The sequence below is a fragment of the Chamaesiphon sp. VAR_69_metabat_338 genome (assembly GCF_031423935.1).
Classification (GTDB): domain Bacteria; phylum Cyanobacteriota; class Cyanobacteriia; order Cyanobacteriales; family Chamaesiphonaceae; genus Chamaesiphon.
Genome location: NZ_JANPGM010000481.1, coordinates 1 through 15552 on the forward strand (window position 1 = coordinate 1; position 15552 = coordinate 15552).

A 15552-nucleotide genomic window follows, 5' to 3' on the forward strand; every position below is an offset into this window, starting at 1 on the left:
TTCAACGACTACTGCCCGATCGGTTTTACTAATCGCATCCTTAGCGCGATCGAGTCCATATAAAGTATTGCCCTTATCAAATAATTCCGTCTCTGGCGAGTTGAGATATTTTGGCTGTTCGTCGCTTAAAGTCCGTCCGCCAAAGCCAATTACTCTCTCCCGCAAATCGCGAATCGGAATCATCAATCGATCGCGAAATCTGTCGTAGTAACTATTCCCATCTTTACGCGCGATCGCCAGTCCTGCTGATACGATCGCTTGCGGTGGAAAATTCTTTTGTTCGATCAAATAATTCGATAAAGTTTCCCAACCAGCCGGAGCATAACCGAGTTGAAAACCCTGAATTGTTTCCTCACTAAAAGCACGTTCTTCCTTTAAATAAGCCAGTGCTGTTTCACCCTGCGGCTGATTGAGAGCATGTTGATAAAAGTTGGCTGTTATCGCCATAATTTCATACAACTGCTCCCGCTGCGATAGTCGCCGCTGCAACTCCTGTCGCTGCTCTGGCTCCAATGTCTGCACCGACACTTGATATCGCCGTGCTAGATCCAAGACAACTTCAGTAAAAGATTGCTTCCCCAACTCCATCAAGAAAGTAATCGCATTTCCCCCCGCCTGACAACCAAAACAGTAATACATCTGCTTAGTAGGACTAACAGAAAAACTCGGCGATTTCTCTTGATGAAACGGACAGGTACCTAAATAATCTTTACCCCGTTTTTTCAGCACGACATGTCCGCCAATCACGTCGATGATATCGACTTTGGCTTTAACTTCTTCGATCGTATCTGGATGTAAACGGGGTATATCCATGATTTAGCAGTAGGGTGTGTTATCGCGTAGCGTAACGCACCAAGATATGTGGACTAAGCGATCGATATGATTTAATTTTCAACTCGCTCTTTAATAACTTTTGGACTTATCATTTCACCAAGCCATAGCACGATCTTATATTTATCATTACCATCGAAGCCATCTTCGCTGAGAGAATCAAGTTCGCCATAAAAAACTCGTGCCTGATAAACGCCAGGTTCGACCGAGATGCGAAATGCATCAGGATAATAATCTGTGCAGCCAGCGACAACAATTTTGCCCGAAGGCACATCAATGTTGCATTCAATTATGCGATCCCACTCATCAAAATTATTCTCAGGTTCGCTGTTGTGAACTTCTACGGTAACAGGAACATCCATATTTCTTGCGGTACCAATAGCGATTGTTCCAAGTTCAAGGGCAAATGCATCTTTTACGGCTTGCTCTGTCCAACTGGCTGACAAATCACCGTGAGCCTGTTCATCTTGTAAATAAAATTGGTAATAGTCTGCGAAAACTTCAAGTTCGTATTTTTCTTTCAACATAAGCAACTACTCAAAGATGTCAATAGTAAAGTAATGTGGAGATTACCAATCGGCTGGGTTCAAACGATCGAAATCAAATTACCCAATCAACCTTATCGTTACTCGAACACAATCCCGCGATAGACTTGCTCGATCGAGAAACTAAGATCGATACTTTTAAGTTCGACAATATCTCCAGTCCGATAATTGATAATTACCCATTCTCCCGCATCATTCTTGTGATAGATATCGATCGATATCGATTTGGCACTAACTAACACATAATCTTGCAAAATGGGATTGCGACGGTACCGATAGAACTTTTCACCACGTTCGCGTAGCGTCTCCAAAGGAGAATCGTAAGCTTCAGTACTATCCGATAAAACCTCAACTATCAGACATGGATAAGCAATATATTGAGTATTGCTCTTGTCTCGCTTGTCACAAGTCACACTTCCATCTGGATAACTATAGTCATCAGTTTCTAAGATGTTAATCCTGGCATCAGAATTAAGAGTTCTACAGCCACTATCGTCTAGATGATTCCCCAATAACCGATTAAACTTTGCAGCAATTTCACTATGATTGATAGTTCCACCGCTCATTGCATAAACTTCGCCATTAATATATTCATGACGCTCTAGTTGCTGCTCTTCCCAAGCGAAATATTCTGTTGGAGTGAATCGTGGCGCACTATCTTTGACTGCAACCATTATAAAACCTTAAATTATTTCAACTCATCTTGCTCATAGGATGTGTTGGGTTTCGCTTTGCTCTACCCAACCTACAGATCCTGGATCGTGCCAAATCAGACTCGATCGAGTTCTCTAGCTCCAGATGCACCATCGACAGCTAAAGCAGTCGAGATCGCGACAGGATCGATCGAGTGACCGATGAATACTAGTTTAGTCTGGCGACGCTCATCCGTGCGCCAAAGTCGATCGTAAAATTGCTCGAACCGATTGCCCACACCTTGAATGACTAAGCGCATCGGTTTATTCGGCACGGCGACGAAGCCTTTGATCCGATAGATTTCTTGTTCTTTAACCAAGAGTTCTAATTTTTGACGCAATTGTTCGGGGTTAAATTCGTAATCTAAAACCAAATGTGTCGAATCGATCTCATCGTCGTGATCGTGTTCTTCCTCCGTATCATGATGGCTGAGACGTTGTTCCAAATGGTCTTCCACTGCGGCATTCAATCCTAATATTGTCTCTACATCTACGATACCCCGATCGCTGGTAACTATTTTCACCGCGCGAGGTAGTTCTTGCTTAACTAGATCGATCGTTTGTTGATATTGTTCGGCAGTTACTAAATCGGCTTTATTCAAAATTACTAGATCCGCACAAGCTAACTGATCCTCAAATAACTCCTGTAAAGGTGTCTCGTGCTCTAGGTTTTCATCCTCCTGTCTGAGCGCATCTACAGCCGCCGGATCGCTCGCAAACCTGCCATGTGCTACGGCATCGCAATCTACTACCGTAATGACGGCATCTACCGTTGCTGCGGTCCGAATTTCTGGCCAGCGGAAGGCGGTAATTAGCGGCTTGGGCAGTGCCAAACCGGACGTTTCGATTAGAATGCAATCGATGTCATCGCGACGGGCGATTAGGGCTTGCATAGTGGGGAGAAATTCTTCCTGCACCGTGCAGCACAAACAACCATTGGTAAGTTCGACAATGTTGTTTGGTGATTCAACCTTATCATCGGGGCAAACTTGGCACGATCGCAACAACTCCCCATCGATACCTAGTTCCCCAAATTCATTGACAATCACCGCAATCCGCCGCCCTTGATTGTGGGTGAGTAAATGTCGGATCAGCGTGGTTTTGCCACTACCCAAGAATCCGGTAATGACGGTGACGGGAATTTTTTTTGCCATGTTAATTTAATTTGTGTGTCTCGCACAAATGGGACTATCTAAACTTCGGCGGGCATCCTGACTTGTCGATGCGTGGGTGCATCGGTTTACAGTTGCGGGACAGCGTTGGCTTCGCACCAAACTTTCCCCGTTACCTCTGCTGGCTGCTCCCCAGTAGAACCGAGTTCGGTCTTTTAGTTTACCGCAATTAATCCCTACATCGAGACTGTAGTAGACTTTGGGCACACATAATCGATCCAGTCGATCTATCTATGAGCGGAGGAGATAGCTAGCGTAGCCAAATACCTCTCTAGCGATCGAGTAAACATCTCTAATTTCAAAGAATTTTGCATGGGCAGCATAAACTTTCGTCACGCCCATCCGTTGTAAGATTGCCTTCGTGCGAGGAATGTGAAAATACTCGGAAATGACGATCGCGCTGTGCCACTGCCGATCGGTCATGATTTTGGATGTATTCTGGGCAGTTAAATAGGTATTATTGCCACCACTATCTACCACGATTTTGCTGCTGGGCAATCCTCGATCGACTAAATAGCGTTTCATCGCTGCTGCTTCATCCGTCCCATTGGCATCGATTCCACCACTGACGATCGCATTTTGAAATATACCTTGATGATAAAGCTCTACCGCTCGATCGAGTCGTGCCTGCAACCGAGGTGAGGGTCTACCACTAGGTGCGACATGATTGCCTAAGATTACCGCGACATCGGACTGGTGAATATTGTCATTTAATCCACTGACGGTAATCGCTACAGCGGATAAAGCAAATAACCCACCCGCTAATAGTGCCGTGAATCTGGCAATTTTGAAGAGTTTTTGACGTTTCATGCTGCAATCCGAATCTGCAATGGCTAACTACATTCAGAAGCGATCGGATTCTGAAAAACAGAGATGTAGATTAATTAGCGTTGGTGCGGTTGTAACTTACGGATAGAGCGACAGTTTGCGCTGAGTAGCGATCGCCAATTTTACACCAGGAATCTGACGCACTCGATCCATGATGCCCACTACGCGCCCATGCTCCACTCGCTCGTCGGCGTTGATGATAACCAGGGTTTGTCCTTCTGTCGCAATTAGTGTTTGAATCTTGGGGACGAGATTCACCAGATCGACTGACTGACGGTTGAGCGAGATCGCGCCTTGCGGATCGATTGTGATGACAATCTTGGTCGAACCTTGGCTTTTACTCGTTCCGGCTGTGGGTAAATTCACTGGTAATCCCTCGTTGTAGGCCAGCGAAAGAGATGTGATGACAAAAAATGTCAAAATCGCAAATAAGACATCTACTAGAGCAACTACATTAATTTCTGGAGTGCGATCGGGGTCGGTGGGGATGCGCATTATTTAGGGGATAGTGAATAGTGGATATAGAATGGGTTTTGGATGCCAACACTTTTAGTCTCCTCGTCCCTTCGTCTCCCCGTTTCCCCACTGACGCAGGTGGAGTAATTCTAATTGACTGGTAGCTGATTGAATTTGAGCGAGTTGGCGTTGATATAATCCGCGAAAGAAATTAGCACACATGGAAGCTAAAATTGCCACAATCAATCCAAAGGCTGTGGATACCAGAGCTTCGCTGATTCCGGCAACTACAGTATTCGCACTAGTGCCTCCAGTCGTACCGATTTTGAGCGCGGCGAAAGAACCAATCAATCCTAAAATCGTGCCCAACAATCCAAATAGCGGTGCGAGGCTGATGACCGCATCGAAGATGTTATTAAACCGCCGCAGGTTGGGTAATTCTTGATGAGCTTCGCTTTCTAATGCGAGGCGAAATTCATCGGGGGTAGTATCTTTTAGGGCGATCGCTGCATGGAAAATCCGCGCGATCGGTAGGTCGCGATCGAGATCGAGTCTGTCGAATATTAGGGGCGATTGTTGTTGATACAAGTCCAGCACTGTCCGAATTAACGGTTGTTGTCTGCGCCCAATTTTGAACCAGAAATAGAGCCGTTCGATCGTCAAAGTCACGATGAGAATCGAGAAAATTAGTAAGGGATACATGACGATCCCTCCGGCTAAAAATAGTTTAGTTAAATTCATGAATTAGAGTTGCTAATTTAGAGAAAAATGTTGGCACGAATGACGCCTTTAATCGGTTTGCCCGATGGCTGGAATTGCATTTGCTCGATCCCTTCTAAGACAGCGCGATCGATTTGGGGATTGCCGCTCGATTTGACGATTTCGGCGGCGGTGACGAGGCCATTCGCATCGATCGATACCCGAATTCGCAGGCGATCTTTACCGCCGTCACTGTCTTGCAAATCTTGCAGTTTGGCAATCTGACAACTCTTGATACACTGCAACCCTGTATTGCTAGCTCCCGATCCGGAGTTAGATGCTGTTGTCATGCTGCCGCGATCGCTGCCAGTTTGCCGATCGCCACTGCCATTGGGAGTTGCGGGATTACCCGATGGCGCACCATCGATCGTGGCGTTGGGACTTCCGGTAGTCGGAGCGACTCGATCGCCCTGGAGGGTCTTCAAGCCACCGCTAGCAGGATTACCACTTTGTTTGGGCTGAAGATTGCTGTTGCCATCTGTGAGAGGTTTTGCTATCGATCTGGGTGGATTTTTAGGTTGTAGAAGATTGCCTGTCGAACCGATTCCACCGAGCGGAGGCTCTGCCAACGGCGTGGGTTTCGGGGGAATTGGTGCTGGCGTGCGTAGTGGTGGGGATGCTGACGCGGGGGTGGCTGGAATCGGTGGATTTTTTGAGATCGGACGATCTACTGTTGGCGGTGTTGGCTTGGTTGTAGGTAACGGCTCGACCGACCTTGGCTGGCTCTTTACGAGATCTGATGTTGGCGCGATTGGGCGATCTGTTGTTGGTGTTTGAGTGGGTGAGGGGTTTGGTTGGCTTGTTGGGGCAGTCGGACGATCGAAGGTAGCGCGGGACGATCTGGCAGGAATGGGTGAATCGATAGCGGTGGGAGTCGGTTTGGCTCTGGGTTTGGGTGGTGAAGATCGGGGAAATGCAAACGCGCTAGTTGGAGGTGGGGTAGGTCGATCGGTCGGGATGGGGGTTGGTTTGTCTGCCAGATTGGTTTGTGGCGATCCTAATTTGGGCTTGCTGGGCTTGACTGGGACGGGTGCTTTCGCGCTGGCTGGCAGCTTAAATTTTAGGGGTTTGGCCTTGGGCGCGATCGATTTGGGTGTGGATTTGACCGCTGTTGCCATTGGTGGTGTAACGATCGAGGGAATAATTGGCGTGGATTGAGGTTTTGGCGTAACTGGACTCTCGGATTTAACAGCAATCGGTTTAAGTGCGGGGGTTGATGTGACTGGCGCGGGTGTGACGGATTCGATCGGCTCCACTAACTCAATCTCGATCGGCTCCTCTGGCGTGACTGCTGGTTGCCAGTAACGCGCGATCGTCCAGAATGCCCCCAGATGCAGGATGAGGGAGCTACCAAGCCCAATAGCGAGGATATTTCGCAGTTGGTGAGGAGAATTGGGGTGGCTGGGCGATCGCATATAGTCTAGAAACTGGCCGAAACGCCAATTCGATAAGTCCGACCTGGGCTGTAAATCCGATTTACTTTTTCGTATTGGACATCGGCGAGATTTTCGACATAGAGATTGAGTCCGACATTTTCGCCCACAGGTATCCGCGCGCTGAGATCGAGATTGAGGAAGGCGGGGACGAAATCCGTACTCGTCTGACCCGTTTCGGCAAATAGCGATCGCCGCGTACCGGCGTTGTAGTTAGTCAGGAAGTTGACTTCCCAGCCGCGATTGGCATAGCCGACGCCCACTTGCGCGACAGAAAAAGGCACTAAAGCTAATTGCAAGCCGCGCTCGGTGCCTGTTTGGATTTTGGCATCAGTATATGTGTAGTTGGCAAATGCCGACCATTGGGGCGTAAGCTGTTGTTTGAAGCCGATTTCTAAGCCGTTGGTACTGACTTGCCCCACATTTGCCCACTGGGTGACGGTCGTACTTACGGCTTGCGTCGCCAATCGATCGTTGAGATTGCTGCCAAAGTAAGTAATCGAGCCGGTAGACGTGGGACTAAAAGCCAGATCGAAACCCGCCGTCCAGGTGGCTCCCGTTTCTGGCTTAAGATTGGGGTTGGGAAACCAGCCGTGGACGGTATCGTAGAGATAGAGCTGGTCGAGTCCGGGGTTGCGTTGCGCGCCAGCGACGGTGGCACGGAGGGCGAGATTGGGGGTAATATCCCAACGAGAGCCAAGGCTGGGATTGAGATAGTTACCAAACTGGGTATTAAAATTTTGCCGCACGCCCAAGTCTACAGCCACTCGATCTGTTATTTTCCAGGTATCGACAGCGAATAGAGCGGTATTTACCACGTTACGATTTTCGACCTCATTAAAAGCAGTCCGTGCGGGTACGGTACTAATTGCCGAGCCATTGAGTCGCCGATTTTGGATTTCGCCACCCCAGCGGAGAGTATTCGCACTCGACGTTTTCCAGTTATGGTCGATTCGCCCCGCGATCGCTTGCGTATCGAGGGTGCCCGTGCGGTTGCCAGTGCCGCTGGGGCCATAGGTATTAAAATAATCCTGGTTATAGCTAATCGTGGTATTGAGCGTAGAAGAATTATCGGCTGCTAATTGAGATCGCCAATTCAAGCCGACATTTACCGCATCATGGTCTAACCTGTCGAGTTGCGAGGGAAAGCCAAAGTAAATTAAGCCCCGCCGACTGGTAATTTTCGTAACGTCGAGATCGAGCTGATTGCGATCGTTAATTGCTGCTGAAATATTGCCAGTATAGCTAGTCGTATCGGTATCGGCATTAGTCAGTTTTCCCGTTGTCGCATCGCGATTGGCAGCACCAACGGGCACCCTATAGTTATTATCAATTTTGTATTTCTCAACCCCGATCCGATAGTTAACTTGACGATCGCCACCCGTGTAACTCGCCCGGTAATTCTGCCGTCCATAGGAGCCGAGTTCTGCCGAAACATTCGTTTCTGGCTTGCCTTTATAAGTCTTGGTGACGATGTTTACCACGCCCCCAAAGGCTTCGGAACCGTAGATAATATTACTCGCACCGCTAGAAAGTTCGATGCGATCGATCGCATCGACAGGAATACTATTGAGATCCGTTGCCCCATGATAGGTATTGATATTCGTGCCGATCGGGCGACCATTTAGCAGGATAATAAATTGATTCGTCGAAGCACCGCGATAGTAAGTTCCGGTATGAATATCTGCCCCATAACCGACATCATTAATCGCAAAACCTGGTAAGTTCTTGAGGGCATCGGCGACATTTTTTGCACCCTGGCGATCGATTTGTTGGCGATCGATCGTGTAAGTTGGAGCCGATTTCGGCAGATTCAAGCGGCGTTCGCCCGTCAGGTCGATCGTCAATTCCGGCTCGGTTTCATTGGATGGTAAGGCTTGCGCCCAGCAGCTAATTGCCAACATCGTTTCGCTACCACCGAGCGCGATCGATATCGCCACCAATCTCCTCACCAGTGCCAGCCAATTAATTTGTCGCAAGATCTTCGCACCCTTCTAATTTCAGTCCCTTGAAGATTTTGCTGGGAATCATAAATTCTGTCAAAAGACAGCCTGTCAAACTTCCCCCTGCAGATTATTGCGATATTCTAAGAAAAAGCTCTTACTCACAAGGTATGGTTCCTCTCCCCAAACATCGACCGACAAACCTTTCCCTGGGGCCATTAGAAACCGAAATTCTCCACATTGTCTGGGAATTGGGTGCCGTCACCGTTAAAGACGTCCGCGATCGAATTCTGAGCGATCCCGATCGCGAACTCGCCCATGCGTCCGTCACCACCGTCCTCAATCGACTGACGCACAAAGGCTGGCTAGAATGCGATCGCCAAGAACGCAGCTTCGTATGGCAACCGCTGCTCTCCGCCGCCGAAGCCCAAGCCCTCCAAGCCTACGAACAGTTACAGCAATTTCTGGCGATCGGCAATCCCGATATTGTTGCCGCTTTTGCCGACAAGCTCGATCGCGCCAGTATCGACCAAATTGAAGCGATCGCCCAAAAACTCGCCGCCATCCGCACCGCTCGGGAGAAACAATAATGCACCTACTCGTATTAGTGGCTATATTTACCATCGCTTGGCTGCTACGCTACACCCGTTGGCGTAGCCTCTCCCATGGAGAATCGACAACCAATTGTCACCACCCTGACTGGCAAACCACGCTCGTCATCTTTTTATTACCGCCACTATTGCTGATTACCAACGCGATCGCCATTATTTGGATGGGGCCGCACGGACGGATGGTGTGGATGGGTAATGATTGGTTGAGCTACGATCTGGCGATCTGTTTTTTGGGCTACGCGAGCGTCAACTTGTTGGTACTTGCCAGCTCCGGCTGGCGAATGCTCCACCAGATCCGCACTTATTCGCTCGTCACCATCGGAGAGCGGCGCGTCCGCATCCTCGATCTCGCCACTCCCTATAGTGCCCAAATCGGCTTCTGGGAACCCGAATTAGTCATCACTCAAGGTTTGCTAGATACCCTCACTCCCGATCGACTAGAGGCAGTTTTGGCGCACGAGCAAGCACATTACCATTACCGCGATACCTGGTGTTTTTTCTGGCTGGGCTGGCTGCGGCAGATGACGAGCTGGTTGCCTCAAACCGCTGCCATCTGGCAAGAACTCACGCTGCTCCGCGAACTCCGTGCCGATCGCTGGGCAGCAGATCGCACCGATCCGTTACTAGTCGCCGAAGCCCTACTGGCGATCGTCCAAACCCCCCCGATCTTTGCCGAAAATATTTGCGCGGCTTTCAGTCAAACAGCCACCACCGATCGACTCACCCAACGCATTACCGCCCTACTCGATCGTCCTACATCCCTCGATGCCCCCGCAGCTGACTACCAAACCTGGGCATGGCTGCTGCTCGCTTTCTTACCGTTCATCACCATCCCGTTTCATACCTAATAGAATTCAAAAACAAGGAGGGGCGATCGATCGCCCCTCCTAAGAAATTAGTAATTACCGTAGCTATTTGACAGTCACAGGTTGAGCTGCTGGCTGAGTGGGTACTGGTGCTGCCGCTGGCGCGGGAGTAGTTGGATTTGGTGCGATCGATACTTTTGGCGGTTGAGTCGCTTGTGCCAATTGTTGAATCTGATCCTTATATTCAGCCGGAGCTAGACCCATTGCGGTGGTCATCAGCAACTGGGCTTGAGTGAGATTGCCCATTTGCTTAAACACGAGGGCTTTGGCTAAGACAGGACGAAAATCATCGCGGTTGGCTTCGATCGCGGCATCGTAGATCCCGAGTGCATCAGCATTGCGCTGTTGAGTAAGGTAAATCTGGGCTTGGAGCAGTTTTACAGGTGTTAAGTCAGTATTTGCCGGTGCTGATTTTAAAGCGGTTTGGACGGCACCCATCGCTGCTTCTGGACGCTTGGCATCGATTAATAAACTTACCAATCCTTGCAGCGCGTTAATATTCTGAGGCTGAATTGTGAGTACGGTGCGATAGCTCGCTGTCGCGCCATCGCGATCGCCAAGATACTGCTTGGTTTGAGCCAAGAGGACGGTATAGTCTGGCATCTGCGGATTGAGGGCGGCAATTTTTTCGAGTGGTGATAAACTGCCTTTGATATCGCCTAATTGCAAGCGCGTATCGAGCAAGCCCTTGAGCGCGACTTGATTATCTGGCTCTCTTTGCAAGACTTTGGCGTAGCCTTGGGCTTGCGATTGCAGTTGATTGGTTTGCGCGGTAGAAAGACTATTTGGTTCGGTGGCGACGGCGACCCCACCATCTAATACCAAATTAAAAATTGGAAATAACGAAAACCCAGTTAGAGCCAGCAGAGACACAGCTACAACTAGATTGATGACCCAGCGATGACGATTTAACACAAACTGTTCTCAATGATGGACGAACGATCTCGTAGATTCTAGTATAAAATTGACAGCTGCGATGGTGGGGTTTACCCACCATTGACGCGATCGATCTCGACATTCAGTGGCGATCTATGGCTCGATAAAAGTATCGACACCACCATCAGGCTGGAGCAAGACGCGAATTTTTTGGTCGCTACTACCACCAGCTAGTTTTTGCCCTGGCTTAATCAATTTGGACTGCTGAAGGTAGGTAGTTGCGGCTTCACCTTGAGGGGAGACACTTTTGACCGTACCATTTTTGTTGACTTGGAGCACGTATTGTAGGGCATTGGGCTGGGTGGGAGCGGCTTTCCACTTGCCTTGGAAGTAGCGTTTGGCTTCTTGGAGGGTGGGGTTAGTTTCTGCGGCATCGGTACCACCATTATTGGACTGCAATGGTCGATCGGGGACGATCGGCTGGACTTGTGGCTCGGCACTCTCTTTAATCTCTTTATTACTGCTCTCGTTGGGGTCGATCAGATTGGGATTTTTGGGTACTGGGGCAAATGGATCGTTAGGGGATGGATTGAGGGGTGAGGGTTGGGATTTGCCCGGTTTGGTTTTGGGCTTGGTGGCGACGGCTGGTTTGGTGGTGCGATCGGGTTTTTTCGTGGTGGTGGGCCGATCGAATGGATCGATCCGGCCAGACTCGTCTACCCCTGGCTGGTTGAAGGGAACTGGCTTGACCGGTGCGGCGGGGACACTAGTTGACGGGTCGGTGGGTGGTAAGAGTGCGGGTTGTTTAGAGATAGAGATCTTGCCCGGACTGGGCGCATCGATCGGGACTTGACCGATTTGAAGCGGTGTCTGTTTGGCGGTACCGACCGATTTGGTGGTTGGAGTTACTGAAGTTGTTTTGACACCAGGTTTAGGCGCGGTCGTAGTCGCTGGCGATCCACTCGAATTGAAATTGGGCGGGAGCGGATTAGTAGAGAGCGGGTTGGTAGTGGATTCGCTCTTACGATTTGGAGTGCCTGGATCTGGGGACGGAGCCTGTCCGGGTTTGCCACCGAGGACTTCTGGCAATGGCGCAGCCCCAAGTTTGCCATCAGCTTGAGTGGTGGGGAGGCTAGGCGCGATCGGTTTCGTATTGGCGGGCGGCTGTACTGGTTGTTGTTGCCAAGGTGTCGGGAGTGCCTCACTAGCATTAGGCACCTTGCTCGGATCGGTTTTAGTCGCTCCTGGTGCGGTACTTGCTACTGAATTTGGTTTCTTGGTCGCCGCCAGATCGGGCATTTTGAGTTTGTTGGCGGCGTCTTTGAGCGGATTTGAATTGGGATCGAGCATTGCCAACGGGACACCTACCGCTAGAGCTGCGGCGATCGCCCAAGGGAGGCCAGACATAAATGCCGAGCGGGAGCGACGATTGCGGTAATAAACTGGACTGGCGTTTAGTTCGGTACCGGATCTAGGTATATTTGGCCAGCGGGAAGCAGCGGCGGCCAGATCGTCCGAGCTGGCCGGATTGGCTTTGAATAGCGGGCGATTGAGTGTTGCCGAGCGAGAACGCTCGGCTGGTGAAAGATTGGCGTTGGCATATTCATCGAGGACGATCGCCAGATCGAATAGTTGCAGGGCGGATAAGCCGATAACTGCACCAGATGTCGCCGTTGCTAGATCGCCCAGGTGGAGATCGTGGTCGAGCGAGCGATCTCCAGATCCGGTCAGGTATGGGATCCGATCCCCTGCGTTCGCTAGTGGTATGGCGGCTGCGGCAGTCGCCGCTACTTCTAAGTTCGGCGTGGCTTGACGCGCGGCGGGCTGGGGCTGGAGACCGAACATTTTGGATACACCCGATCGCTCGTCAAATTGTGCGGACGAGTTGTGGCGATCGGTTAATGTATTCCGCAATCCCGGAAGATTTTTGAGAATGCCCGATCTCGGCGATGCGTCTCCGTGAGGAGGGATATCGATTGCTGGCTGGATGTCGCTCTGTTGGGTATCTTCGGCGGTTGGGGGTACCCGATCGATCGCCACTGGGATCGGAAATTTGGCCACTAAATCGGCAATATAGCTGCTGACAACTTGTTGGAGCTGGTTTAATTGCTGCGCTTGGCCTTGGAGGATCGACCGCTCTTCCCCTCCCTCAGTGCGATCTAAATGCAGACTAAAATCGACCGGATCGATCGCCGCTGGTGGTCGATCGCCAACGGCAGCTGGCTCGCGACCAGAGACGATTAGTTCGCAAGTGTTAGCAGTGTAAGTCCGGGTAGTCGAACGATCGGATTCCATAATTACTTAATAAAATATTAGGTGAGATCTATCTAACTTGATTTAATTGCCGCTAGGCCGCACGATCGAGTGGTGAGATCTTTGCAATAGAGCCGTCCATAGTCGTTGGTGGCCGTTGGGGCTACTGTAGAACAACAAGCCTAGCAATACATTCAGGGCGATGGTTTCCAGTAGCTCTAAGGACTGAGTGCTCCGACTAGACCGCACGCGATCTATTGTCATAAAATTGTTAATATAATCGGCCAGTGCTGGCGATTGGATGGGTAATTGTCGATCCTCGATCGTCTGGTGCAAATAATTAAGATGCTGCCGGATCGTCGATTGGTGCTGTTGAGTCAATTGATTGACGATTGTCACCACGGCACGGATTTGCTGAACGGTGAACTGAGTCTGCCGTGCGGCTCGATCTAGAGACCAGTCATCGATCCAGTCCGAGACGATCGCTTCTACCTGCAAATCTCGCGCGATCTTGGCTAACTCCACGCGATCGACTTGAGTCAATGCGGCAATGCCAGTCACGATCTCATTCAACTCTGTAGAAATTTGCGCCAGTTGTGATGATGAGAGCTGGACGTCGAGCAATAAATCATCCAACTTAGGGGTTGATGCAGGCATCGTTTGGATAGACAACATAGGACTAAAAGGAGTCGAGCTTCACACTGCAGCATTGGCGAGGGTGAGGGCTTCAACTCAGGGCATCCAACTGGCAAATTGCTAGTATATCGTACGAGATTGCCGAGTCGGTCGAACTGCAGATGCGATAGAGGTAATTGTATCATAATGTCTTGCCCGTCACGCATCGGGCTGTGCGGAGGACACCAGCCGGGGTCGCGATCGACCCACCGACCGATCTACCTGCGGTGGCTAGCTTTTGGTAGAATAGATACATTATCCATCTCCATCCCCAACTACATCACTCATCAGCCAAATACCCTGCCGCCGATTACCTACATCGAGCGCGGCTACGCCAACGTCAGCAGCGCGAACACCAGCGGTTGGCGTGGTAACTACTGCCAGTTCGCTACCATCTGGGTAGAGCAGCGGTATATTGACAATAGGGTCGCTCGGGCGCACGAGCGGATAGACAATCGAGTTGACTTTTTCTAAAATAGAGCAAACTAACATGCGGGATAGTTGTCAGTGTTTTCAGCACGATCGGGTCGCGGCTGCGGCAATCGATCGTCGTCAATTTCTCCGCCATCTGGTCGGCGTAGGCGTGCTGATAACAGCTAGTACGATCGCTCCTGCGGCTGCTAGAGCCGAAAAAAAAGTACCCAAAGCACTAGTGCTCAGTTGTATCGATTATCGGATCTTAGAAGCAGAACGCTATTTTCTCTCCCTCCAAAACTTGGGCGGACAGTACGATTTTACGGCTCTGGCAGGGGCTTCGCTGGCGTTGAGCGGAATGCCACATCAGTATGATGCCGAAGCGTTTTGGGATCAATTAGATATTTCCTATCGCCTCCACCAGATTAAAAAAGTGTTAATTCTCGATCACCAAGATTGTGCTGTATATAAGTACAAAATCGACCCCAGCCTGACCGACAATCCGACCCTAGAACTGACTACGCATACGGAATACCTCAGTCGCGCCTACTGGGCGATTCGCGATCGCTACCCAGATCTGAATATCGAACTCTACTTCGTCAATCTGAATACGGAGGTCAAGCAAATTTCCCCATTAGCCAAAGCCCCCGCAGTCACCTAAAATTAATGCTCGCCGTTGCTGGCACAATCTTATAAAATGTTAATTCCATGCGCAGATATGGCAATACTAAAACTAAAGCTAAACTAGAAGATATCGAGCCAGAGAGCGGCAGATCGCTCGCAGACTAACCAGACCAAATCCAAATACTCAGATCGGGTGCAGGTGTAAGGACACAAGAAAAATATATGCATAATAGTTCCCAGGTCAAATCAAAGCGATTTTCCCAGTCATGGTGGCGATTAGCGGCTGGCGTGCCGCTCGCTTTGGGACTTATCTGGAGTACCCCAGTTTTAGCCAAGAACGATCCTAATTCGCTCAGTTACGGAGAACTGATCCGTGAGGTCAACAACAACACGGTATCGAAGGTTGAAATCGATCCGGTGACGAAGATTGCCAAAGTGACCGTTGCCGATGCTCCGGCTAGTAGCAAACTGCGGGTCAAAGAAGTCACGCTGCTCGACGACAACACTGAATTGCAAAACAAGCTCAGTGCCAAGGGCATCGAATATAGCTTTCAGAAGTCAGCCGATAAAAATG

The 15552-nt window shown here is 49.9% G+C and carries 17 protein-coding genes and 1 riboswitch; of the genes, 4 read left to right on the top strand and 13 right to left on the bottom strand.

From position 1 onward, the window contains the following. The 9 genes from dnaG to RMO84_RS13325 all read right to left on the bottom strand — a co-directional run. A partial coding sequence (gene dnaG / locus RMO84_RS13285; protein ID WP_310488928.1) for a DNA primase occupies nucleotides 1-813 on the bottom strand: 813 nt, incomplete at its 3' end. 71 nt (nucleotides 814-884) lie between these two features. Beyond that, nucleotides 885-1358 (bottom strand): hypothetical protein, encoded by a 474-nt coding sequence (locus RMO84_RS13290; protein WP_310488929.1) that lies wholly within the window; start codon nucleotides 1356-1358, stop codon nucleotides 885-887. A gap of 98 nt (nucleotides 1359-1456) precedes the next feature. After that, on the bottom strand, nucleotides 1457-2050 hold the full coding sequence (locus tag RMO84_RS13295; RefSeq protein WP_310488930.1) for a Uma2 family endonuclease: 594 nt from the start codon (nucleotides 2048-2050) through the stop codon (nucleotides 1457-1459). Between the two features lie 95 nt (nucleotides 2051-2145). Beyond that, nucleotides 2146-3222, bottom strand: a complete 1077-nt coding sequence (gene cobW, locus RMO84_RS13300) for a cobalamin biosynthesis protein CobW (RefSeq protein WP_310488931.1) — start codon at nucleotides 3220-3222, stop codon at nucleotides 2146-2148. Nucleotides 3223-3251: 29 nt separating this feature from the next. Next, nucleotides 3252-3401: riboswitch (cobalamin riboswitch) on the bottom strand. A 70-nt stretch (nucleotides 3402-3471) separates the two neighbouring features. Next, on the bottom strand, nucleotides 3472-4050 hold the full coding sequence (locus RMO84_RS13305) for a YdcF family protein (RefSeq protein ID WP_310488932.1): 579 nt from the start codon (nucleotides 4048-4050) through the stop codon (nucleotides 3472-3474). Between the two features lie 96 nt (nucleotides 4051-4146). Then, entirely contained in the window at nucleotides 4147-4563 is a 417-nt protein-coding gene (locus RMO84_RS13310) for a biopolymer transporter ExbD (RefSeq protein WP_310488933.1), read from the bottom strand. Nucleotides 4564-4617: 54 nt separating this feature from the next. Next, complete coding sequence (locus RMO84_RS13315) at nucleotides 4618-5265, bottom strand: MotA/TolQ/ExbB proton channel family protein (RefSeq protein WP_310488934.1); 648 nt, start codon at nucleotides 5263-5265, stop codon at nucleotides 4618-4620. A 17-nt stretch (nucleotides 5266-5282) separates the two neighbouring features. Next, nucleotides 5283-6698, bottom strand: a complete 1416-nt coding sequence (locus tag RMO84_RS13320) for a TonB family protein (protein WP_310488935.1) — start codon at nucleotides 6696-6698, stop codon at nucleotides 5283-5285. A 5-nt stretch (nucleotides 6699-6703) separates the two neighbouring features. After that, complete coding sequence (locus RMO84_RS13325; protein ID WP_310488936.1) at nucleotides 6704-8695, bottom strand: TonB-dependent receptor; 1992 nt, start codon at nucleotides 8693-8695, stop codon at nucleotides 6704-6706. Nucleotides 8696-8829: 134 nt separating this feature from the next. On the opposite strand from RMO84_RS13325, the gene RMO84_RS13330 reads away from it, so the two are divergent. Continuing rightward, complete coding sequence (locus RMO84_RS13330) at nucleotides 8830-9249, top strand: BlaI/MecI/CopY family transcriptional regulator (RefSeq protein WP_310488937.1); 420 nt, start codon at nucleotides 8830-8832, stop codon at nucleotides 9247-9249. Continuing rightward, a complete protein-coding gene (locus tag RMO84_RS13335) occupies nucleotides 9249-10118 on the top strand; it encodes a M56 family metallopeptidase (RefSeq protein ID WP_310488938.1) in 870 nt (289 codons plus the stop codon). The genes RMO84_RS13330 and RMO84_RS13335 overlap by 1 nt, the downstream gene beginning before the upstream one ends. Nucleotides 10119-10181: 63 nt before the next feature. Here RMO84_RS13335 and RMO84_RS13340 read toward each other — a convergent pair whose 3' ends face one another. From RMO84_RS13340 to RMO84_RS13355, 4 genes are all read right to left on the bottom strand, one after another. Further along, on the bottom strand, nucleotides 10182-11051 hold the full coding sequence (locus RMO84_RS13340) for a tetratricopeptide repeat protein (RefSeq protein WP_310488939.1): 870 nt from the start codon (nucleotides 11049-11051) through the stop codon (nucleotides 10182-10184). Nucleotides 11052-11165: 114 nt separating this feature from the next. After that, entirely contained in the window at nucleotides 11166-13307 is a 2142-nt protein-coding gene (locus RMO84_RS13345; protein WP_310488940.1) for a DUF4335 domain-containing protein, read from the bottom strand. A gap of 42 nt (nucleotides 13308-13349) precedes the next feature. Continuing rightward, nucleotides 13350-13922, bottom strand: coding sequence for a DUF3038 domain-containing protein (locus RMO84_RS13350; protein WP_310488941.1), 573 nt, complete (start codon nucleotides 13920-13922; stop codon nucleotides 13350-13352). Nucleotides 13923-14195: 273 nt separating this feature from the next. Next, nucleotides 14196-14432, bottom strand: coding sequence for a hypothetical protein (locus RMO84_RS13355; RefSeq protein ID WP_310488942.1), 237 nt, complete (start codon nucleotides 14430-14432; stop codon nucleotides 14196-14198). Here RMO84_RS13355 and RMO84_RS13360 point away from each other — a divergent pair. Both RMO84_RS13360 and RMO84_RS13365 read left to right on the top strand, forming a co-directional pair. Beyond that, nucleotides 14431-15015, top strand: a complete 585-nt coding sequence (locus RMO84_RS13360; protein ID WP_310488943.1) for a carbonic anhydrase — start codon at nucleotides 14431-14433, stop codon at nucleotides 15013-15015. The genes RMO84_RS13355 and RMO84_RS13360 overlap by 2 nt on opposite strands. Before the next feature lie 185 nt (nucleotides 15016-15200). Continuing rightward, a partial coding sequence (locus RMO84_RS13365; RefSeq protein WP_396135854.1) for an ATP-dependent metallopeptidase FtsH/Yme1/Tma family protein occupies nucleotides 15201-15552 on the top strand: 352 nt, incomplete at its 3' end.